This window comes from Cellulomonas sp. ACRRI (assembly GCF_022346185.1).
Taxonomy (GTDB): domain Bacteria; phylum Actinomycetota; class Actinomycetes; order Actinomycetales; family Cellulomonadaceae; genus Cellulomonas.
On the sequence record NZ_JAKRMS010000076.1, the window covers coordinates 1 to 22,128 of the forward strand.

Annotated in this window: 18 protein-coding genes; 8 read left to right on the plus strand and 10 right to left on the minus strand. The window is 74.8% G+C overall.

What is annotated here, in order from left to right; all coding sequences use genetic code 11:
- Nucleotides 1-170 precede the first annotated feature (170 nt).
- Both MHY85_RS13675 and MHY85_RS13680 read left to right on the plus strand, forming a co-directional pair.
- A complete protein-coding gene (locus MHY85_RS13675) occupies nt 171-1,382 on the plus strand; it encodes a winged helix DNA-binding domain-containing protein (protein WP_239197169.1) in 1,212 nt (403 codons plus the stop codon).
- Nucleotides 1,383-1,523: 141 nt separating this feature from the next.
- A complete protein-coding gene (locus tag MHY85_RS13680; protein WP_308191386.1) occupies nt 1,524-2,510 on the plus strand; it encodes a malate dehydrogenase in 987 nt (328 codons plus the stop codon).
- Between the two features lie 33 nt (nt 2,511-2,543).
- Here the strand turns inward: MHY85_RS13680 and MHY85_RS13685 are convergent, their stop codons facing one another.
- Nucleotides 2,544-4,430 carry an ABC transporter ATP-binding protein gene (locus MHY85_RS13685; protein WP_239197171.1) on the minus strand — a complete coding sequence of 629 codons (1,887 nt, stop codon included), beginning with the start codon at nt 4,428-4,430 and terminating at the stop codon, nt 2,544-2,546.
- A 69-nt stretch (nt 4,431-4,499) separates the two neighbouring features.
- Between MHY85_RS13685 and MHY85_RS13690 the strand changes: the two genes are divergently transcribed.
- Nucleotides 4,500-4,982, plus strand: coding sequence for a MarR family winged helix-turn-helix transcriptional regulator (locus MHY85_RS13690; protein WP_239197173.1), 483 nt, complete (start codon nt 4,500-4,502; stop codon nt 4,980-4,982).
- A gap of 80 nt (nt 4,983-5,062) precedes the next feature.
- Here MHY85_RS13690 and MHY85_RS13695 read toward each other — a convergent pair whose 3' ends face one another.
- Nucleotides 5,063-5,881: a hypothetical protein gene (locus MHY85_RS13695; protein WP_239197175.1), complete on the minus strand. Its 819-nt coding sequence runs from the start codon at nt 5,879-5,881 to the stop codon at nt 5,063-5,065.
- Between the two features lie 1,079 nt (nt 5,882-6,960).
- Here MHY85_RS13695 and MHY85_RS13700 point away from each other — a divergent pair.
- Nucleotides 6,961-8,724: a phosphotransferase gene (locus tag MHY85_RS13700; protein ID WP_239197177.1), complete on the plus strand. Its 1,764-nt coding sequence runs from the start codon at nt 6,961-6,963 to the stop codon at nt 8,722-8,724.
- Between the two features lie 452 nt (nt 8,725-9,176).
- Here the strand turns inward: MHY85_RS13700 and gdhA are convergent, their stop codons facing one another.
- Complete coding sequence (gdhA, locus tag MHY85_RS13705) at nt 9,177-10,517, minus strand: NADP-specific glutamate dehydrogenase (RefSeq protein WP_239197179.1); 1,341 nt, start codon at nt 10,515-10,517, stop codon at nt 9,177-9,179.
- A gap of 94 nt (nt 10,518-10,611) precedes the next feature.
- Complete coding sequence (locus MHY85_RS13710; protein ID WP_239197181.1) at nt 10,612-11,436, minus strand: RDD family protein; 825 nt, start codon at nt 11,434-11,436, stop codon at nt 10,612-10,614.
- 72 nt (nt 11,437-11,508) lie between these two features.
- Between MHY85_RS13710 and MHY85_RS13715 the strand changes: the two genes are divergently transcribed.
- Nucleotides 11,509-12,498: a stage II sporulation protein M gene (locus MHY85_RS13715; protein ID WP_239197183.1), complete on the plus strand. Its 990-nt coding sequence runs from the start codon at nt 11,509-11,511 to the stop codon at nt 12,496-12,498.
- Here the strand turns inward: MHY85_RS13715 and MHY85_RS13720 are convergent.
- The 6 genes from MHY85_RS13720 to MHY85_RS13745 form a co-directional block, all read right to left on the minus strand.
- Nucleotides 12,474-13,283 (minus strand): hypothetical protein, encoded by an 810-nt coding sequence (locus MHY85_RS13720; protein ID WP_239197185.1) that lies wholly within the window; start codon nt 13,281-13,283, stop codon nt 12,474-12,476. The genes MHY85_RS13715 and MHY85_RS13720 overlap by 25 nt on opposite strands.
- A gap of 62 nt (nt 13,284-13,345) precedes the next feature.
- Nucleotides 13,346-14,599 carry an acyltransferase gene (locus tag MHY85_RS13725; protein WP_239197187.1) on the minus strand — a complete coding sequence of 418 codons (1,254 nt, stop codon included), beginning with the start codon at nt 14,597-14,599 and terminating at the stop codon, nt 13,346-13,348.
- A gap of 189 nt (nt 14,600-14,788) precedes the next feature.
- Entirely contained in the window at nt 14,789-15,052 is a 264-nt protein-coding gene (locus MHY85_RS13730) for a hypothetical protein (RefSeq protein WP_239197189.1), read from the minus strand.
- Between the two features lie 156 nt (nt 15,053-15,208).
- Nucleotides 15,209-15,802, minus strand: coding sequence for a hypothetical protein (locus tag MHY85_RS13735; protein ID WP_239197191.1), 594 nt, complete (start codon nt 15,800-15,802; stop codon nt 15,209-15,211).
- A gap of 182 nt (nt 15,803-15,984) precedes the next feature.
- On the minus strand, nt 15,985-16,650 hold the full coding sequence (locus MHY85_RS13740) for a response regulator transcription factor (protein ID WP_239197193.1): 666 nt from the start codon (nt 16,648-16,650) through the stop codon (nt 15,985-15,987).
- Between the two features lie 52 nt (nt 16,651-16,702).
- A complete protein-coding gene (locus MHY85_RS13745) occupies nt 16,703-18,151 on the minus strand; it encodes a sensor histidine kinase (RefSeq protein ID WP_239197195.1) in 1,449 nt (482 codons plus the stop codon).
- A gap of 541 nt (nt 18,152-18,692) precedes the next feature.
- Between MHY85_RS13745 and MHY85_RS13750 the strand changes: the two genes are divergently transcribed.
- The 3 genes from MHY85_RS13750 to MHY85_RS13760 all read left to right on the plus strand — a co-directional run bounded on the left by MHY85_RS13750 (nt 18,693) and on the right by MHY85_RS13760 (nt 21,954).
- A complete protein-coding gene (locus MHY85_RS13750; RefSeq protein WP_239197197.1) occupies nt 18,693-20,042 on the plus strand; it encodes a glycine betaine/L-proline ABC transporter ATP-binding protein in 1,350 nt (449 codons plus the stop codon).
- A complete protein-coding gene (locus MHY85_RS13755; protein WP_239197199.1) occupies nt 20,039-20,938 on the plus strand; it encodes a proline/glycine betaine ABC transporter permease in 900 nt (299 codons plus the stop codon). The genes MHY85_RS13750 and MHY85_RS13755 overlap by 4 nt, the downstream gene beginning before the upstream one ends.
- A gap of 98 nt (nt 20,939-21,036) precedes the next feature.
- Complete coding sequence (locus MHY85_RS13760; RefSeq protein ID WP_239197201.1) at nt 21,037-21,954, plus strand: glycine betaine ABC transporter substrate-binding protein; 918 nt, start codon at nt 21,037-21,039, stop codon at nt 21,952-21,954.
- The last annotated feature ends 174 nt before the right edge of the window (nt 21,955-22,128 follow it).

Consider the following 22,128-nt stretch of genomic DNA (forward strand, 5'->3'; position numbering starts at 1 on the left):
CGCGCTGTCGGCCGGCCCGCCGACATCCCGGGTGACCACGGGGGCGCGCCGGACCGCCACCCGCCCCCCGCCCCGGCGCTGGTGTCTGAACCGGCCCGCGACCGCGACGACCGGGGCGACCCCGGCGGGGCGGGGGCGCGGTGTCGGGGCCGGCCAGTAGCGTCTGCGGGGTGACGGGCGACGGGGACCTGGCGGGCGGCGGCAGCACCACCACGCGCGGGCTCGGCCGCGCCCTGCTGGCCCGGCAGCACCTCCTGGAGCGGACCGACGCGTCCGCGGTCGAGGTCGTGCGGCGCCTGGTCGCCCTGCAGTCGCAGAACCCGTCCTCGGCGTACCTGGCGCTGCACGCGCGGGTGGCCGGGTTCGCGCACGCGGACCTGGCCGACGCGATGACGGACCGCCGGGTCGCCCGCCTGGCGCTGCTCCGCGACACCGTGCACCTGGTCACCGCCGACGACGCGCTCGCGCTGTGGCCGCTGCTCGCCCCGACGCTCCGCCGCCACCTCACCGCCAACGTGTCCGCGGCACCGACGCTCCGCCAGGTCGACCTGGCCGACCTGCGGTCCGCCGCGCTGGACGCCCTGGCCGACGGGCCGCTCGGCGCGCGGGACCTGGGGGCGCGGCTGGCGGTGACCTGGCCGGACCTGGACCCGGCCTCGCTCGCGATGGGCGCGCGCGGGCTGCTGCCGCTCGTGCAGGTCACCCCGCGCGGGGTGTGGGGCCGGAGCATGGCCACGACCTGGACGACGGCGTGGGCGTGGTTCGGCACCGCCGGCGGCCCGGGCGACGCGGACCTCGCCGAGGACGACCGGGAGGCCGCGCCGGCCGCCCTCGTCCGCCGGTACCTGGCCGTCTACGGCCCGGCGACGACCGCCGACGTGCAGCGGTGGTCCGGCCTGACCCGGCTCGCCCCGGTGGTCGACCGGCTCCGTCCGGAGCTCGTTGAGGTGGTGCACGTCGACCCGCCGTCGGGCCGCCCGCGCGTGCTGCTCGACGTCCCGGACGCCCCGCGCCCGCCGGAGGACGCCCCCGCGCCGGTCCGCCTGCTGCCGGACTTCGAGAACCTGCTGCTCGGGCACGACGACCGGAGCCGGGTGATCCCGCCGGAGGTCCGCCCCGCGCTGGCCAGCCGCAACGGCATGCCGCCGGGGACCGTGCTGGTCGACGACGTGGTGGCAGGGTCCTGGGCCGTCCGGCGCGAACGGCTCCCCCGCCCGGCGGGCTCGCCGCGGGGCCGCCGGGAGCGCGCGGTGCTTGCCGTCACGCCGCTGCGGCGGTGGACCCGGGCCGACCGCCGGGCGGTGCTGGCCGAGGCCGAGCGGCTGGTCCGGTTCGCCGCGGACGACGCGGCGGAGCACGCGGCGGTCGTCGCGGAGACCTGAGCCGCCGGCCCGGCCCCGGGGCCCCGGGTCCCGCGCCCTTGAACCGGGCCCGCCCGCCACCTACCGTCGGGGACGAACGTCGCCGCAGACGCTCCTGACGCCGACGCCCCGACCCGACGCCGACCCACCAGGAGTCCCCCCGTGCCTCGTCCTGCCGTCACGCTCACGCTGTCCGGCGCCGCCGGCCAGATCGGCTACTCCCTCATGTTCCGCGTCGCGAGCGGCGAGCTGCTCGGCCCGGAGACACCGGTGCGCGTGCGGATGCTCGAGCGTCCCGACGCGCTGCAGGCGGCGCACGGCGTCGCGCTGGAGCTGCAGGACGTCGCCTCGCCCCTGCTGGTCGACGTGGACGTCACGGCGGACCCGCGCACCGCGTTCGACGGCGCGGACATCGCGGTCCTCGTCGGCGCGCAGCCGCGGACCGCGGGGATGGAGCGGGCGGACCTGCTGCAGGCCAACGGCGGGATCTTCCGAGAGCAGGGTGCGGCGATCAACGACGTCGCGGCGGACGACATCCGGGTGCTCGTGATCGGGAACCCGGCGAACACGAACGCCATGATCGCCGCGGCGCACGCCCCCGACGTGCCGGCCGACCGGTTCACCGCGCTGACCCGCCTGGACCACAACCGGGCGCTCGCCCAGCTGGCGCTGCGCACCGGCGCCAACCCCCGGGACATCCGCCGGGTGACGGTGTGGGGCAACCACTCCCGCACCCAGTACCCCGACCTCCGGCACGCGCTGGTGGACGGTCGCCCGGCGCTCGAGGTGGTCGACCGGGCGTGGGCGGAGGGCGAGTTCATCGACACCGTCGCCCAGCGCGGGGCGGCGATCATCGCGGCCCGTGGCGGGTCGTCGGTGGCCTCGACCGTCAGCGCGATCATCGACCACGGCCGGCTGCGGCGCGGCGGCACCGCGGCCGGCGACTGGACCTCGGCCGGCCGGGTGTCCGACGGGTCGTACGGGGTGCCGGAGGGGCTGGTGTGCTCGTTCCCGGTCACCGCGGTCGACGGCGCGTGGCACATCGTCCCCGACCTGGAGGTCGACGCGTTCTCCCGGGCGCGCATCGACGCGTCGGTGGCGGAGCTGGCCGAGGAGCGCGAGGCGGTGCGGCACCTCGGGCTGATCTGACGGGGCGCCGGCACGCCGCCGGCGCCCCGGGCGTCACCCCGCCGACGCGTACTGCGTCTCGTACAGCTCCGCGTACAGTCCGCCGGCGGCCAGCAGCTCGGTGTGCGTGCCCTGCTCCGCGACCCGCCCCTCGTCCAGCACCACGATCGAGTCCGCCTCCCGGATGGTCGACAGCCGGTGCGCGATCACGATCGCGGTCCGGCCCTCCAGCGCCTCGGCGAGCGCCCGCTGCACGGCGGCCTCCGACTCGGAGTCCAGGTGCGCGGTCGCCTCGTCGAGGACCACGATCGGCGGCGCCTTCAGCAGCAGCCGGGCGATCGCGAGGCGCTGCCGCTCGCCGCCGCTGAGCCGGTAGCCCCGGTCCCCCACGACCGTGTCGACGCCGTCCGGCAGCCGGGAGACCAGGTCCCAGATCTGCGCGCGGCGCAGCGCCTGCTCCAGCTCGACGTCGGTGGCCCCGGGCCGCGCGTACAGCAGGTTGGCCCGGATGGTGTCGTGGAACAGGTGCGCGTCCTGGGACACGATGCCGATGGCGTCCCGCAGGCTCTCCTGCGTGACCTCGCGGACGTCCTGCCCGGCGACGCGGACCGCGCCGGCCGTGACGTCGTAGAGCCGGGCCACCAGCGCGGAGACCGTGGTCTTGCCCGCGCCGGACGGTCCGACCAGCGCGACCAGGTGGCCGTGCGGCACGGTGAATGACACGTGCTCCAGCGTGGTGCCGGGCACCTCGGTCTGCAGCCGGGCGACCGACTCCAGCGAGGCGAGCGACACCTCGGACGCGGCCGGGTACCGGAACGACACGTCGTCCAGCTCGACGCTCGCCGTCCGCGCGAGGTCGGCGGGCAGCGGCCGGGCGTCCGGCGCGTCCGCGACCGTCGGCTCCAGGTCCAGCACCTCCAGGACACGCTCGAACGACACCAGCGTGGTCATCACGTCGACCTGGACGTTGGACAGCGAGGTGATCGGCCCGTAGAGCCGGGTCAGGTACGAGGTCAGCGCGACGACGACGCCCACGGTCAGGGACCCCTGGATCGCGAGCACGCCGCCCAGCCCGTACACGATCGCGACCGCGACGGCGGCGATCAGCGTCAGGCCGACCCGGAACACCGCGGCGTACATCGCCGAGGTGATGCCGATGTCCCGCACCCGCGAGGCACGCGCCGCGAACTCCGCGGTCTCGTCCTCGGGGCGCCCGTACAGCTTGACCAGCTGGGCGCCGGCCACGTTGAACCGCTCGGTCATGGTCTGGCCCATCGCCGCGTTCAGGGTGTACGACTCCTGCGTCACGCCCGCGAGCCGCCGCCCCATCGCCCGCACGGGCAGCACGAACGCCGGGAGCAGCACCAGCGACAGCAGCGTGATCTGCCAGGACAGCGACAGCATCGCCGCGATGACCAGCACCACGGTCAGCACGTTCGACACGACGTTCGACAGCGTCGACGTGAACGCCTGCTGGGCGCCGAGCACGTCGCCGTTGAGCCGCTGCACGAGCGCGCCGGTCTGGGTGCGGGAGAAGAACGCCAGCGGCATCCGCTGCACGTGGTCGAACACCTGGGTGCGCAGGTCCAGGATCAGGCCCTCGCCGATCCGGGCGGAGAACCACCGGGACGCGAGCGTGAGCCCGGCGGACGCGATCGCGAGCAGGGCGACGACGCCGGCGAGCCCGAGCACCAGCCCGGTGCGACCCTGCGCGATGCCGTGGTCGATGATCTGCCGGAAGACGAGCGGGGTGACCGCGCCGATGGCGGCGTCGAGCGCGACGACGACGAGGAAGACGGTGAGCAGCCCGCGGTACGGGCGGGCGAAGGCGAGGATGCGCCGCAGCACGTCACGGGTGATGCGACGCCGGGCGACGGACGGGTCGAGGCGGAACGACCGGTACATCGCCGGGCCGCCGCCCCCTCCTCCGTGCATGGACATGGGGCCTCCTGAGGACGATTCCGATAGAGAGGCTACCTCTCTATGTGTGGAACTCGCTATCCTGGGCGCATGACGCCCGTCACCCCGGCCCCCGCGCACCACCACCCGGCCCCCGGCAACCCGGGAGACGAGCTGTTCTGGCTGCTGCGCCGCGCGCTGCACGCGATGCGCCGGGACGTCCGCGAGCGCGTCGACCTCACGCCGTCGCGGCACCGGCTGCTGCGCGTCGTCGCGCGCGCGGAGCCGCAGCGGCAGACCGCGCTGGCCGCGGCGCTCGACGTCGTGCCGCGGTCGATCACCTCGCTGGTGGACGACCTGGAGCGGGCGGGCCTGGTCGAGCGCCGGCCCGACCCGACCGACCGGCGCGCCACGCTCGTGGCGGCCACGGACGAGGGCCGCGCGGTGCTCGCCGAGGCGGACGCGCAGCGCCGCCGGCACGCGGAGGAGCTCCTCGCGCGCCTGGACCCGGGCGAGCAGGACGACCTGCTCCGCCTCCTGCACCGCCTGGTCGACGACCCGGCGGGCACGCCGGCGGAGTGCGCCCGGGCCTGACCGGCCTGGGCGCCATGGGACGACACCCTGCCCGCCCGCACTCCCTGTCGCTGCTCCACGTGCGACCGGGGGTCGGCCCGTCATACGCGTGGGGCGCGATCCGGTGCACCGGGCGGATGATGTGCCTTCCACATGTCGACGGTCCACGCCGCCGCAGGCGCGACGAGCCAGATCGACGCGACAACCACGAGCAGCGGGGTTCCGACACGGACACCCAGCGCGACGAGCACGCCGGCCCCGGAGCACCCGGCCAGAACCAGAGCGTCCACCCGGGTGAACGCGCGGTTGTCTGCGCTTGAGGGCTGCCACTCCAGCAGATGGCGGCGCGTCGCCATACGCACGAGGGCGGTCGTCACGGCACCGAGCCCGACCGCAGCCGCTGCTGCGCTCGACGACCAGGTGCGTGCGGCTTGTCTCATGCGGCGGGGACGCCACCGCGCCAGATGGCGGAGGACGTCTGGCTGCGCCATGGTCGCGACGAGTGCGACTAACCCCAGACGGCCTCCCCACGGAACGGGGGCAACGGTGACGAGCACGGTCAGAACCACCGACGAGAGAGGCGTGAGGGCGGCTGTGACGTCTCGCCACATCCACCACCGCTCCACCCAGGGAAGTGGACTTCGGCCAGCTCTGCCCAACGCCCACGGAAGCAGTTGCACGTCACCTCTGCGCCACCGCTCCATGCGTCGTTGAATTCCCCGGAAGTCGTCGACGTCGCGATCGCGAATGAGCCTCTGAGGTATTCGGCAGGTTCGCAGGAAGAACCCCTCGAGCTTGTCATGACTCAGCACCTTTTCCGCCGGGATCGCGTCCAGGAGAAGTCCGACGTACGTCGCGACCCGGATAGCGCCTTGCCCGACGAACTGCGAGCGACCGAACCGGTTCTGACGTCCGTCCACCTTCAGCCCCGTATCACCGGGACGCCGGGAGTAAAGGACGGCGCCCTCTTCGAGGACCCCCCTTCGTCGACGACCACGAGCACATGTGCGGGATGGATCGACGGTCCGCGTAGAACCCGGCACGACGCAGGGAGCGGCTCGCCCGCCAGTGCCGCCACCAGGTCGCGCAGCTTGCCTCTCTTCCGATCCCACCCGATCCAGCGTCGTCGGTGGTCGACCATCTCCGGTGGCGCACGACGACCACGGGTCGAGCGTGAGGCAACAGCCTCGCGTCGAGCGATCGGGCTGCCAGCGCGAACGCCTGCAGCCGTCGCTCGTCCTCAGCCACCTCCTGGTGGTCGGAGTCGGCGAGATCGAGGAGGACGACATGCTGAACGGATGGGGAGGCGTTGCCGACCACGCTCTCCTCGACGCTCACCAGCGCCGCTGCAGCATCCATCCCCGGCCGATCGATGATCGGGTGCGCGACGCACGCGCGCACGCCGGCGGGACACCAGCAGCGCGATCAACGCTGCCGAGACGGCACCGATGCCGAATGACGAGCCCGCGGCCCCCGGTCGACGAACAACCCGACCACGAGAACCGATCCGACCGCCGTCGAGGGGGCGAGAACGCTCGTCACAGACGCAGCGACGAGGAGCGTGGGCCCGGCTGTCCTCGCCCTCGCGCGAGCGCGACGACGGTCCCCCCAGAAGTCCTCACCATCGAGCACCCCCTGTCATGGCGATCTCGGTATGCGCACAGCGGGTGCTCGTGTCGCACGACGGGCAGTCGCCTCACATCGGCGCAAACGATCACAACGCCTTGGCGGCTCTACGGACCTTAACGCACTACATCGGCTGAGACATGGGGGTTGTGGTGCTCGGGGGAAGTGTGGAATGGTGCTAGCCGTCCGACCCGCTCGGCCACATCCGACGCGGGTTCGCTCACATTCGAACCGCACACTGCCGCTGGCCGGAGGGCGATACATCTCGCTCAGTTCGGCCGCAGCCTTCGGCCTGCGCCCGCACTCGTACAGCAATGATCTTCGATGGACGAGAAACATGGTTGAGAGAGAGACCTCCGAGCTCCCCCCAGTCGTGACCGAGCGACTACGGGCCGAACTGGGCGATTTTGTCGTGGTTGCCGATACGTCGTGGCCACGGCAGAGTTCCCGGGTGTGGCTGGCACGCTGGCCGACGCACGAGGCGTACGTGAAGATCAGCCCGAGCGAGGAGTCCTTCGCTCGCGAACGAGCTGCCCTTCGGTCGACGGTCCCCGCCGCCGGGGTCGCCGCGCCCTCGCTCCTGGCAAGCTTCCCCGAGCTCCGCGTCCTCGTCCTGACGGTGGTTCCTGGACTCGTGGTACGGACGATGAGCCCGGCACCCGATCGATCGACCGAACGGGAGATCCACTGGCAGGCAGGGGCGACGCTGGCAGCGGTCCACCGCCAGCACCAGGCGCGCGACCATGGCGACGAGGTCGACCCGATCCTGGAGTCGGTGCTCTGCCTGTCGACCGTCCGTGAGGAACTGAGCCGGCGGGTTCTCACGGTCGCTCAGCGACATGGCATAGCCCGCGCGCGCGAGACGCTCGCCTCGTCGGCATCGGCACGCTGGCTCACCCTCACCCACGGCGACTTCCAGCCGCGCAACTGGTTGTGGTCCGAACCCGACAGCCAGCTCGGGCTGATCGACTTCGAGGCGTCCCACGTGGGCCTGGCCCTCGAGGACTTCGCCTGGCTGTTCGCGACGGTGTGGCGTGATCGACCAGATCTACGCGCCTCGTTCCTCCACGGGTACGGGGCCGTCCTCACACCGAGAGACGAGCGGTTCTTGGCGGCCTTCACCATCCTCGGCAGTCTCGAGCACGTGGCTGACGGGGTACGGCTTCAGATCCCGCTCAAGGTGGAGAACGGCCTTCGGGCTCTTGAGGTCGGCGTGCAGGCGCTTGAGACTCTGGGCGCGTCCGGCCCGACGCCGCAACCGCCATCTGGCGCTCTCGAGGTCATCGCGAGCGGGCTAGGGCATCCGCCCGCCGAGGTGCGCGAGTGGCTGCTCTCACCCCGGGTGCGCCACGTCGCCCCACTGGCCCGCAGGCTACGCAGCACGGCGAAGGACGACGCCGCCGTCACGGCTCATGCTCCGCCGCCGGCCGACCTTCCCCTCAGCGCGGGGTACGACGTCCAACGGCTGACGACATGTGCACGGATCCTCAGCGGAGCCGTACCGGTGGGCTACAAGGTAGGCCTGACCTCCGAAGCAGTCCGACGGCAGTTCGGCATCGATACTCCCGACCGCGGCGTCATCTTCGACCAGGACCTGGTCCCGACCGGGACCACGCTGCCCGCGAGCGCCGCCGTCGGTGCGAAGCTGGAAGTCGAGATCGCACTGGTCGTCGAGCGGGTCGAACGCTCCGGGGAGGGTTGGACGCTCGTGCCCCGAGGCGGGTTCCTGTGCTTCGAGATCCTCCGCACCAGGTACTGCTCGTGGCAAGGAACCGTCGCACAGAGCGTCGCGGACAACGCCGCGCTCGGCACGGTGGTCGTCGGGCCTCCCCTCGCGTCCGTCGATGCACCCGCGCTCCTCCGCACGGCGGTTACGGTCAGGCGCGCCGGCGCTGAGGTGGCACGGGGCGGGGCCACGGAGCTCGACGGCGGGCCGTGGGGTTCCGCGCGCTGGCTCCTCAACTCGCTCGGCGCGGTCGACCGACGCCTGCAACCGGGCGATGTGATCCTCACCGGGGCACTCGCCCCCGTGATCGATATCGCGCCTGGGGACGAGATCGAGGCGGTCAGCGACGACGGGGGCGTGATCCGCGTCGCCTTCGCGGGCGAGAGCTCGGTGCAGGAAGGCGCGCCGTGACACACATCCTCGTGATCGGAACCGGACTGATCGGCGCCGACCTCATCCGTCGAGTCTCTGATCAGTTCCCCGCAGCGTGCTTGCGGGTGCGAGCGCGATCGACCAGCGCGGTGACGCGCCAAGTCCTCAGCCGGAGCGGCGCCCAGCTCACGGAATCGTTCGACCCCCCGCCGGGCATCGCCACTCGGGACGTCGTCGTGGACGCATCGGACGCGGCCCACCACCTCGAGCACGTCGCACCCACTACTCGCCCGAACCTACACGAGCTGACAGGCTCGATGGACTGCCGGCGCAGTTCGGTCCTGGCCACCTCGGACGCGCGATCAACGCGAATGCGTTCCACCGCCGTCACTGCGGCCGGGACGGACACCCGCTCCGAGCGCGATCGCAGCCCGTGCCGGGGATGAAGACCGCGCCGTCCGAGCACCCGCCCGGCGTTTTCGGCCGAGCGGTCAGACGACGCCGAGGGCCAGCATCGCGTCGGCGACCTTGAGGAAGCCCGCCACGTTGGCGCCCAGGACGTAGTCGCCGGGTGCGCCGTACTCGTCCGCCGTCGTGGCGCAGCGGTCGTGGATGTCCCGCATGATCGTCGCGAGCCGCTGCTCGGTGTAGTCGAACGACCAGGAGTCCCGGCTCGCGTTCTGCTGCATCTCCAGCGCGGACGTCGCCACGCCGCCGGCGTTCGCCGCCTTGCCCGGGCCGAACAGCACGCGGGCCTCGCGCAGCACCGCCACCGCCTCCGGCGTCGTCGGCATGTTCGCCCCCTCGGCCACCGCGACCAGCCCCGACCCGATCAGCGCGCGGGCGTCGTCGGCGTCGAGCTCGTTCTGGGTGGCGCACGGCAGCGCGACCGTCGCACCGACCTCCCACACCCGGCGCCCGGGCACGTACCGCGCCGAGCCCCCGCGCCGCTCGGCGTAGTCGGCGAGCGACCCGCGCTCGACGGACTTGACCTGCTGCAGCAGCGGCAGGTCCAGGCCCTTGTCGTCGACGACGTACCCGCGCGAGTCCGAGCACGCGACGACGTCGGCGCCCAGCTGCTGCGCCTTCTCGATCGCGTACAGCGCGACGTTGCCGGAGCCGGACACGACGACGCGCTGGCCGTCCAGCGACCGGTTGGCCGCGCGGAGCATCTCCTGCACGAACAGCACGGCGCCGTACCCGGTCGCCTCGGTGCGGACCAGCGAGCCGCCCCAGGTCACGCCCTTGCCCGTGAGCACCCCCGACTCGTACCGGCCGGTCATCCGCTTGTACTGGCCGAACAGGTAGCCGATCTCCCGGCCGCCGACGCCGATGTCCCCGGCGGGCACGTCCACGTACTCGCCGATGTGCCGGGCCAGCTCCGTCATGAACGACTGGCAGAACCGCATGACCTCGCCGTCCGAGCGGCCGCGCGGGTCGAAGTCCGAGCCGCCCTTGCCGCCGCCGATCGGCATGCCGGTGAGCGAGTTCTTGAAGATCTGCTCGAAGCCGAGGAACTTCACGATGCCGAGGTTCACCGACGGGTGGAACCGCAGGCCGCCCTTCGAGGGGCCGAGCGTGGTGGAGAACTGCACCCGGAACCCGCGGTTGATCTGCACGCGGCCGGCGTCGTCGACCCACGGCACCCGGAACACGATCTGCCGCTCGGGCTCGCACAGCCGCTCCAGCACCGCCGCGTCGACGTACCGCGGATTCCGCTCCAGGACGGGCCCGAGGCTGCCGAACACCTCCCGCACCGCCTGGTGGAACTCGGGCTCCCCCGGGTTCCGCGCCAGCACCTGGTCGAGCACCGCTCCCAGCTGGTCCTGCACGTGCCTCACCTCGTCGTGTCCTCGCCGGCTGCTCCCGGCGCCCGTCACCGTACGAGGGCGGCCGAGACCGCCGCCAGGACGTCCACGACGTGGTTCAGCGGGCCGGGTCCGGCACCCCGTGCGGCAGCCGGTGCAGCGTGACGGCCTCCGCGGCGGAGCGCTGCGCCGCGCGCGTGGACGCGGCGTACTCGCGGTCTCGGCGGGCCACCAGCACGGCCGCGAGGAACGCCTCCGGGTGGGTCCCCGCGGGCGGCCCGGGAGCGACGTACCGCGCGACCTCGCCGGCCAGCTGCTGGCCCAGCGCGTAGCGCGAGCCGGGGTGCAGCCGGGGCGCGCGGCCGAGGAACTGCCGGACGGACAGCGCCAGGCCGTCCGGGAGCCGCGCGACGTCGGCCTGCTGCGCCCACGGCGCGAGGAACGGCGGCATCACCAGGACCGCGCGGCGCTCGGTCCGGCCGCGCACCCGGACGGCGTAGGTGCCGGCCATGATGTCGCCGAGCCGCTTGCCCTGCGGGTTGACCAGCGAGGTGATCAGGGCGACCGACCCGAGGGTCAGCCACAGCTCCAGGATGCCGACCAGCGCCCGGACGAACGCCTGCCGGAACCGGATGGGGCCGCCGTCGTCGCGCACCACCCGGATGCCCACGGCGAGCTTGCCCAGCGACCGGCCGCGGGTCAGCGTGTCGACCGTCGTCGGGATGACGACCAGCACCGTCACCATCACGACCACGAACGTGATCTGCAGGACGTCCTGGCTCGGCGCGACGACCACGAACCGGGTGAGCACCCAGGCCACGGCGACGGCGACGAGGCCGAGGGCGACGAGGTCGATGACCGCCCCGGCCAGGCGGGTGGCGAAGGAGGTCGGCCGCGTGTCCAGCAGCACGCCCTCGCCGATGACGATGCCCTCGTCCTGCACGCCCCACCTCCGCCGACGTCGCGCCGCTGGTCACCCGGTGCGGACCGGGCCTCGTGTGGCAGGGTATCGGGCGTGGACCTGGACGCCTTCTCCGCCGTGCGCGAGCCCGCGTGGGCGCGCCTGGACGAGCTGTCCCGGCGGCGGGGCCTCGACGGCGCCGAGGCGGACGAGCTGGTCCGCCTCTACCAGGCCGCCGCGACCGACCTGTCGACCATCCGGTCCTCCGCGCCCGACCCGGACGCGGTCGCGCGGCTGTCCCAGCTGCTGGCCCGGGCGCGGTCCCGGATCGCCGGGACCCACGAGCCCGCGTGGCGCGACGTCCGCCGGTTCGTGGTGCTGTCGCTGCCCGCGGCGCTGTACCGGCTGCGCTGGTGGACCGTCGGCGTGATGACCGCGTGCGTCGCGGTCGCGGTCGTCGCGGGCTGGTGGGTGGCGACGAACCCCGACGCGCTCGCCGCGATGGGCACCCCGAGCGAGCGCCAGCAGTACGTCGACGAGGCCTTCGCGTCCTACTACGACCCGGGTGCGGGGTTCGCCGCCGTAGTCTGGACGAACAACGCGTGGGTCGCGGCGCTCTGCGTCGCGCTCGGCATCTCCGGGGTCGGCACGCTGTACGTGCTCGCGAACAACGCCGTGAACGTCGGCGCGACCGGCGGCATGATGGCGGCGCACGACAGCCTGGGCATCTTCTTCCAGCTCATCACGCCGCACGGGCTGCTCGAGCTGACCTCCATCTTCGTCGCCGGCGCCGCGGGCCTGCGGCTGTTCTGGGCCTGGGTCGACCCGCAGGGCCGGCCGCGGTCGCGGGCGCTGGCCGAGGAGGGCCGCGCGCTCATCACCGTCGTGATCGGGCTGGCCGGGGCCCTGCTGCTGTCGGGCGTCGTCGAGGGCTTCGTCACCGGCTCGACGCTGCCGTGGTGGCTGAAGATCGTCATCGGGGCGATCGCGCTGGCCGCGTTCTGGACCTACACGATCGTCCTCGGCCGCCGTGCCGTCGCCGAGGGCGAGACCGGCGACCTCGAGGAGGACGCCGCGGGCTACGCGGTCGCCGTCGCGGCCTGAGCGCGGGCGGGCGCGTCGGCGCCCGTCGCCGCCGCGCCGGAGCGCAGCGCGCCGAGCCACAGCGACGCGGCCCCCAGCGGCGTCCGCGCCACCTCGGCGAACCCGAGGGCCCGCAGGTCCGCCACCTGCGCCGGGTCGACGGTGACGGCCAGGACGTCCCGGCCCGCCGCACCCTGCTCGGCCGCGACGGGCGCCAGCAGGTCGGTGAGCAGCGCCGCCCGCTGCGCCGCGGGCGCGCGGCCGTCGTCGGCGAGCAGCACGAGGAGCCGCTCCGCGCCCGACTCCCGGACCAGGGCGAGCGTGCGGGCGGTCGCGTCCGCGATGGCCCGCAGCGGAGCGCGCGCCGGCTCGGGGTGCGGGTCCACCCGGACGCCGAGCTCCCGGGTGACCACGCGCTGGAGGTCGGTGCCGAGCCGGTCGGCGTCGGGCGGGAGCCACACCGCGACGGCGGCGACGTCGGCGGGGGCGTCGGCGGCGACGTCGCCGTCCCCCGCACCGCGCCGCGCAGCGGACGCCGCGTCCGCGAGCCACACCTCGCCGTGCTCCATCGCCCCGAGGCTCAGCATCAGGCGCGTCGCCGGGCCGGCCTGCTCGGGGTCCGGGCCGGGGTCGGGCTCGCCGTCGCCGTCGAGGTCGACGAACGGCCGGTGCGCGGCGATCATCCGGGCGAGCGGGTTCACGTCGAGCAGCCCGGCGCGGCGGACGTGCCACGGCCGGCCGGCGCCGCCGTCCTCGACGGGGGTGGGCAGGGCGGTGATCCGGCGTCGGGTCGGCTCGTGCAGCACCCGCTCAGCCCAGCACCCGAACCTGGGAGCGGGCTGACAGCGGGCCGCGGGCCGCGCGTGCCTCACGCGGCCGCCCGCCTCCGCAGCACCGGGAGCCGCCGGTCGACCGCCCCGGCCGCCACCACGAGGCCCGCCAGCACGACCCCCGCGGCCCCCAGGTAGGAGGCGCGGGTCGCCCACCAGTCCCAGGTCCACGGCTCCGGCAGCGTCTCCCCGACCCCGAGCAGCACGACCCCCGACACCGCGAACATCGCCGTCAGGTGCCACAGGTACAGCGCCATCGACCGCGCGCCCGCCCAGCGCACCAGCCGCGAGCCGGCGGCCCAGCGGGCGACCGCGTCCCGCACCAGCAGCGCCGCCGCGACCTGCGCCACCGCGAACCCGACCACCGGGGCGGTCGGCGGGGCGAGGTTGGAGATCGCGTCGCCGGGCATGCCGATCAGCGACCACGGGTAGGGGCCCACCGCGAGCAGCAAGACGGTCGCGGCGAGGCCGCCGAGCGCGAGCAGCGTCAGCACGGTGCGCTCCGGCACGAGGTCGCGCGCCGTCACGTCCTCCGGGGTGCCGAGCCGGCGTGCGGCGTACACCAGGCCGCCCAGGTACGGCACCGCCCAGACCAGCAGCACGTTGGGCGCGCCGGGCAGCGCCACCTCGTCGGAGAACCGCAGCAGGTCGACGAGCACCGGCAGCGCCGCCGCGACGAGCAGCACCCGCGCCGCGCCCCACCGGCGCAGCGCGCGCAGCAGCACCGGGGTCAGCGCCAGCAGCCCGATCTGCACGCCGAGGAACCACAGCGGCTGCGGCACGATCCGCGCCACCCGGTCGACGGCGCCCGCGGGGACGCCGAACCACGGCAGCGCCGCGAGCAGCAGCGCCCACACCCCGGCGAACACGGCGACCGGCCGCGCCATGCGCAGCAGCCGGACGCCGGCGAACCGCCAGCCCGGCTCGCCGGGGTGCCGGTCGAGGTCGTACCGGGCGGCGGCCCCGGCGGCGAAGAACAGCAGCGGCAGCGGCTGGAGCCAGGTCAGCAGCCACGCGCCGCCGTGGGCGAGCGCGTTGCCGACGACGAGCGTCTCCCCGTCCCAGGTCGCCTCCACCATCAGCCAGTGCAGGGCGACGACGAGCAGGATGCCGACGGCGCGGACGCCGTCGACGAACGGGTCGCGGCGCGCGCGGGTCCGGGCCGGCGACGTGGGGGCGGCCGGGACCGCGGCGGCGCGGGCGCCGGTGGGCGACGGGCGCACGGGCCGGGCGCCGGTGGTCAGCGCGAGGGTGTTCGCCTCGCGGGACGGTGCGGGCAGGACGGTCGACATGGCGGCGCTCCCGAGGGCACCGCGCGGGGGGCCGCGCGGGTGCCCGGCGGTCGGGCACGGCACCAGCCTGTCGAGCGGAGCCGCAGGTCAGAACGGGTCCGACCCCCGTCCTGCCCGGCGGTCAACCCGACCCCGTGCGGGGGATCTCCCCCGGTCCCCGCTGCCCGGGACCGCCCACGCGACCGCCCGTCAGCGCGGCGCGCCCGCGGGCGGCACCGGGTCGCCCGCCTGCCGCACGCCCGGCGCGCGGCGGACACCGGCGAGCACGAGCGCGCCCGCCACCAGGGCGGCGCCGAGCACGGTCAGCCCGGTCGCCGCCGCCGACAGGAGCGCGAAGGTCGCGGGCGAGGCCCACAGCCGGTCGACGTACAGCGCCTGGGCGCCTGCGCTGCCGAGGACGCCCAGCACGAGCGACGTGAGCCCGGTCCAGAACAGCTGCGGGGCGGTGAGCACGGGCACAGGAACCTCCGGAACGCGGGATCTGCCACCGGCGGCCGGTGGCGCGTCCGAGGCTAGACCCGGGGGGGAGGCGCCGTGGGCCGTTCCGCCCGTGGAGCGCGGCCCTATCGCCGCGGGGACCGGTGCCGCCGTCGCCGGAGGACCGAGGTCCTACCGGTCGCCGGCGGACGGCGCGGGGCGACCCGGCTCGTCGTCGTCCGCCGCGGGGGCGGTCGGGTCGGGCGCGGCCGGCGTCGGTGCGGGCGCGGCGTACCCGCCCTCCTGCTGCGGCGCGGGGCCGCCGCCGGGTGCCGGGGCGTACCCGCCGGCCGCCGGGGCGTACCCGCCGGCGGCAGCGGGGTACCCGCCTGCGGGAGGAGCCCCGTACCCACCCGTCGGGGGGCCGTACCCGGGCGCCGCGGGCCCGGCCGGCGGCCCGTACGCGGGTGCCGGCGCGGCGTACCCGCCCGCCACCGGGTAGCCGCCGGGCTGCTGCCCGGGCGCCCCGCCGTACGGCGACGGCCACGCGGCGGGCCGCGGCGCCGACGGGCCCCGCTGGAGCGCGCCGACGACGAATGCGCCGCCGATCATCGCCGCGCCGACCACCGTGAGCGCGCTGCCGACCGTCTGGGCGAACCCGTACAGCCACGACGCGCGGTACAGCAGCTCGATGAACAGGGCCTGCCCCACCCACCCGCCGATGATCCCGACGACGACGAGCACGACGCCCGTCCAGAGCAGCTGCGGTGCGGTGAGCTTCGGCATGGCGGGGTTCCTCCGTCGACGGGCGCGGCTCGCGCGCCCCCGACGCTAGCGCGGCCCCCTGCCGTCCGCCCCGCGCCGAGGTCGAGGGCTTGCCCTGCCACGGCGTCCGGAGACCCTCGACCTCGCCGCGAACGCTCGACCTCGCCTGACGCGCCGGCGCGGGGGCGGGGCGCGGCGCCGGGTCAGGCCTCCAGGTTGAGGTAGCGCAGGACCGCCAGGACCCGGCGGTGGTCGCCCGCGTCGGGGGCCAGGTCGAGCTTGCCGAAGATCGACGTCACGTGCTTCTCGACCGCCCCGTACGTCAGCACGAGCGCGTCGGCGATCGCGCCGTTGGACCGGCCCTGCGCCATGAGCTCCAGCACCTCGGACTCGCGGGGCGTCAGCCGGGTGATCCCGGGGTCGACGCGCGCGGCGCCCATCAGCTGCGTGACGACCTCGGGGTCGAGGACCGTGTGGCCGGCGGCGATCCGCTCGAGCGCGTCGAGGAAGTCGGACACGTCGGCGACCCGGTCCTTGAGCAGGTAGCCGACGCCGCGGGCGTCACCGCCGAACAGCTGCGCGGCGTACCGGGTCTCGACGTACTGGGAGAACAGCAGCACGCCCAGGCCGGCGTGCCTCTCGCGCAGGGTGAGCGCGGCGCGCAGCCCCTCGTCGGTGAACCCGGGCGGCATCCGGACGTCGACCACCGCGATGTCGGGCAGCGCGCCGGCGTCCGCGAGCGCCGCGACCTCCTTGACGAGCGCGTCCCCGTCGCCGACGGCCGCGACCACCTCGTGGTCGCGGCGGGCGAGCAGGGCCGCGAGCCCGTCGCGCAGGATGACGGAGTCCTCGGCGATCACGACCCGCACGCGGCACCCCCCACCGGGGTGCGGGCGTGCGGCGGGCGGGGAACCGGACGGCTCATCGAGCGCTCAGCGGCAGGTGCACGGTCACCACCGTAGGGCCTCCGACCGGGCTGTCGACGTCGAGCTGGCCGTCCACCGTGGCCACGCGGTCCGCCAGCCCCGCGAGCCCGGAGCCGCCCGACGCGCCCGGCAGGCCGAGCCGGGCGCCCCCGTGGCCGTCGTCGCGCACCCGCAGCCGCAGCGCCCCGCCGTCGACCTCGACCCGGACGTACGCGCCGCTGGCCCCGGAGTGCCGGACGACGTTCGTGAGCAGCTCGGCGACCGCGAAGTAGGCGATCGTCTCGACCTCCGGCGCGGGGCGGGCCGGCAGGTCGACGTCCACGGTCACCGGCACCGGGCTGCGCGCGGCGAGCGTCTCGAGGGCGACCGCCAGACCGTTGTCGAGCGCCGGCGGGTGGATCCCGCGGGCGATCTCGCGCAGCTCGGTGAGCGTGTCCTTGAGCGCGCCGTGCGCCTCGGCGAGCAGCCCGAGCGTCGCCGGGTCGGCGGCGGGCTCGTGTGCGAGCCGGTCCCGGGCGTCGCCGATCTGCATCGCGACCGCGACCAGCCGGGCCTGGGTCCCGTCGTGCAGGTCGCGCTCGATGCGCCGGAGCCGGGTGTCGGCGTCGGTCACCGCGGTGCCGCGGGTCTGCTCGAGGTGCGCGACGCGCAGGCTCGAGGCGGTCGGCCCCAGCAGGCTCTGGCTGAGCAGCCGGAACAGGTGCGCGAACCCGAGGGTCAGGCGGTGCCAGGCCAGGAACGCGAGCAGGCCCACCGCGATCAGGATCCACTGCCGCGGCGGCGTGTCGATGAAGTAGTCCGTGCCGAAGGAGGCCCCCCGGTGCAGCGAGCCGTCGGACGCCTCCTGGAGCGGCAGCCACCGGTACCAGAACCAGTGCGTCGTCCCGCCGAGCGCGACCGCGAGGAAGGTGGTCGGCACGACGAACCCGACGATCGCGAGGGGCAGGGCGAGCGCGCCGAACGCGACGCCCCGCCAGCCCGGCGCGTCGCCGAGCAGCACCCCGAGGCGGCGCCAGAACCCGCGGCGGCGGCGGCGCGGCATCGGCGCCGCGATCGACGTGCCGAGCATCCCGCGCGCCATCCCCCGGTAGAGCGCGGCCCACATCCTGCCCCCGACGATCACCCAGCCGGCGACGAACAGGCCGACCACGGTGACGGCGACGGACGGCGGGAGCACGACCGCCACCACGGCGTAGACGAAGGAGAGGGGCGCGACGAGCAGGGCGAGGAGGAGGTAGCCGTACTCGCGCCAGGTCCGCCCCATGACGCCCGGCGCCCAGATGGCGCCCCGCGGCAGGTCGGCGGTGACGTGCAGCGGCGCGGTCACGACGGCGCCGGGCGTCCCGGGCAGCGGCGGCCCGCCGGGCGGCGGCGCGACCGGCGCTCCCGGCTGCGGCGCCGTCGGGTCGGCGGGGCCGGCGGCGGCCGGGTGGGTGGCGGGCATGGCGTGCTCCTCGTGCGGGCCGGGACGCCGCTGGTGCGCTCCGGGTCGGTGGGACGACACCCATCGTCCCGTGCCGGGTCCGCCCCGCGGCACCCGGTGCGCCACCCACCTGTCCGGGGGATGTCCCCCGGGTCGGGCACGACGGGTTCCCGACCGGGAGGTCACAAAGCGGTAACAATCCAAGCATTGGTAAAGTCGCAGGTCAGAGCGACTTTACCTGGGTAAAATCGTCCCATCACGCACGAGTTCGGCACCTCGCGGCCTCGCAATCCCCGCCGGGATGGGGCACGGTGGAGCACGACCAGATCGACGAATGGTCGGCGTGCGACGCCTGCTCCCGGCCCTCGCGGCGCCCCTCCTCCGGGGTGCGGCAGCGAGGGCCGGGGCGTGTTCCGCCGCGGCGCGACCCGCCCCCGGAGGGCGGGCCGCGCGGCGCTGCCGACCGACGCTGCGCCCCCGGCGCGCCCCGCCCCCGGGGTGCACCCGACCTCCGCACGCGGAGGGGATGGGGCCGCGCGTCATGACGTGACGAGGTGGAAGAGTGACAGGACTGCGCGTCGAGGGCGTGTACAAGGTGTTCGGCCGCCGGCCGAACGAGGCGGTGCGGCGGCTCCGTGACGGGTCGTCCCGCGAGGACGTGCGCCCGTGGGGCACGGCCGCGGTGATCGACGCCGACCTGGAGATCCGCAGCGGCGAGACCTTCGTCGTCATGGGGCTCTCCGGCTCCGGCAAGTCGACCCTGATCCGGATGCTCAACGGCCTGCTCAAGCCGACGGCCGGGCGCGTCGTGCTCGGCGACGACGACCTGAGCGCCGTCAGCGCGGCCCAGCTCCGGTCCATCCGGCAGCGCAAGGTCAGCATGGTGTTCCAGCACTTTGCGCTGCTGCCGCACCGCACCGTGCGGGACAACGCCGCCTACCCGCTGGCGCTGCAGGGCGTCGACAAGGCGGAGCGCCGCACGAAGGCGGACGAGGCGCTCGAGATGGTCGGGCTCGGCCAGTGGGGCGACTCGCTCCCCCACGAGCTGTCCGGCGGCATGCGCCAGCGCGTCGGCCTGGCCCGGGCGCTGGCCGCGGACACCGACATCCTGCTGATGGACGAGGCCTTCTCCGCGCTCGACCCGCTGATCCGCCGCGAGATGCAGGACCAGCTGCTCGAGCTGCAGCAGACGCTCGGCAAGACGATCGTGTTCATCACGCACGACCTCAACGAGGCGATGTACCTCGGCGACCGCATCGCGGTCATGCGCGACGGCCGCGTCGTCCAGGTCGGCACCAGCGAGCAGATCCTGTCCGCGCCGGCCGACGACTACGTCGCGCAGTTCGTCGCCGACGTGGACCGCACCCGCGTGCTCACCGCGTCGTCCGTGATGCGCCGGCCGGCGGCCGTCGCGTTCGCCGGCGGCGGCCCCCGGCTCGCGCTGCGCACCATGCGCGACGCCCAGGTCGCCGCCGCCTACGTCGTGGACCGCGCCCGCGTGCTGCGCGGGATCGTCCGCGACGCCGACGCCGTCGACGCGACGCGCGCCGGCAGGGACACGCTCGACGGCCTGATCGACGACAGCCTCACCTCGGTGTCCGTCGACACCCCGCTGGCCGAGGTGTTCGCGCCCGCCGCGGAGTCGCCGCTGCCGGTGCCCGTGACCGACGACAAGGGCCGCCTGGTCGGCGTCATCCCGCGGGCCATCCTGCTCGAGGCGATGGTGCCGCCCGAGACGAGCACGCCCGCGGAGGGCACGCCCGTCGCGGACGCCCCGACGCCCGTGCTCGTCGGCGCGCCCGCCGCGCCGCTGTCCGTCCCCGGCCTGCCCGAGGAGCCCACCCCCGCCGACGCCACCACGGCCGCGCCCACCGCGGGCCGGACCGACAACCCGACGGAGGTGCGCGCGTGACCGCCCCGATCCTCGCCCTCGACACCACCGACCAGGGCGTGCCCCGGCTGCCGCTCGGCGACGCGGTGGACTCCGCCATCAGCTGGGTGACCAGCACGTTCAGCGGCGTGTTCGACGCCGTCAAGAGCGTCCTCGAGGGCGCCTACGACGGCCTGGACACCGTGCTCAGCGGCCCGCCGTTCTGGTTCGTCGCCGTGGCGCTCGCGCTGATCGCCCTGTTCGCGAAGGGGTGGAAGCTCGCCGTCGGCACGCTCGTCGGCCTCGTCGTCATCGCCGGCGTGAACCAGTGGGGCAACGCGATGGACACCCTCGCGCTCGTCATCCTGGCCAGCGCCGTGGCCCTCGTCCTCGCCATCCCGCTCGGCATCTGGGCGGCCCGCAACGACGGCGTGTCCCGGGTCCTGCGCCCGGTGCTCGACTTCATGCAGACCATGCCGGCGTTCGTCTACCTCATCCCGACCGTGGTGATCTTCCGCGTCGGCGTCGTGCCCGGCATCGTCGCGACCGTCATCTTCGCGATGGCACCCGGCGTCCGGTTCACCGAGCTCGGCCTGCGCCAGGTCGACCGCGAGGTCGTCGAGGCGGGACACGCGTTCGGGTCCTCCGAGGGCCGCATCCTGCGCCAGATCCAGCTGCCGCTGGCGATGCCGACCATCATGGCCGGCGTCAACCAGGTGATCATGCTGTCCCTGTCGATGGTCGTGATCTCCGGCATGGTCGGCGCGGCCGGCCTCGGCGGCGCCGTCGTCCAGGCGCTGCAGCGGGTGAACGTGTCGCTCGGCTTCGAGGCGGGTCTGTCCGTCGTGATCCTGGCGATGTTCCTGGACCGGGTGACCTCCGCGTTCGGCACCCGCTCGAAGACGGCCCGCGCCGTCGCCGCGGCCGCCACGGCCTGACGCCGCCGATCGTCCCCGGGCCGCGCGGCGGCCCGACACCCCCACCGACCCCCACCCGGGCGACGGCGCGATGCCGCACGCCCACGGAAGGACCGCACATGCGCACCCGCACCCGCCGCACCGCCCTCGCCGCCTCGGCGCTGGCCGCCGGCCTCGCCCTGACGGCCTGCTCCTCGGGCTCCGGCGACGGCGACGGCGACCGCCTGGAGAACGGCGACCTGTCGACCGTGTCGATCGGCGTGCACTCCGGCTGGGACGAGGGCATCGCCGTGTCGGCGCTGTTCCAGACCATGCTCGAGGAGGACGGCTACACGGTCGAGTCGCAGGAGGCGGACGCCGGCGTGGTCTACACCGGTCTGACCGGCGGCGACTTCGACGTCAACTTCGACATGTGGCTGCCCACCACCCACGCCGACTACCTCGACCAGTACGGGGACCAGATGGAGCAGCTCGGCGTCTGGTACGACGACGCCCGGCTCACCATCGCGGTGAACGAGGACGCGCCGATCACCTCGATCGACGAGCTCGCCGAGAACGCCGACGCGTTCGGCAACCGCATCGTCGGCATCGAGTCCGGCGCCGGCCTGACCCGCATCACCCAGGACGAGGCCATCCCGGCCTACGGCCTGGACGACATGGAGTTCGTCGTGTCGTCGACCCCGGCGATGCTGGCCGAGCTCAAGGGCGCGACCGACGCCGGCGAGAACATCGCGGTCACCCTGTGGCGGCCGCACTGGGCCTACGACGCCTACCCCGTCCGCGACCTGGAGGACCCCGAGGGCGCGATGGGCGAGGCCGAGGAGATCCACACGGTCGGCCGCACCGGCTTCTCCGAGGACTACCCGACGCTGACCAAGCTCATCGAGGCGTTCACGCTGACCGACGAGCAGCTGTTCTCGCTGGAGAACCTCATGTTCAACGAGGACGGCGGGTCGGACCCGGCCGCGTCGGCCGCGGCCTGGCTCGACGAGAACCCGGACTTCGTCGCGGACCTCAAGGAGCAGGCGGGCGTCTGACGCCGTCCTGTCCGGCCCGACGACGGCCCCCGCCCCTCCGGGTGCGGGGGCCGTCGCCGTCCCGGGCCTCTCGGCCTCCGCCCCCCCTTCGCCGAGATAGGACCCGCGCGTCGAGATAGGACCCTGCGAGGTTCTACCTCGACGGGGAGGCCCTATCTCGGCGTGGGCGGGGAG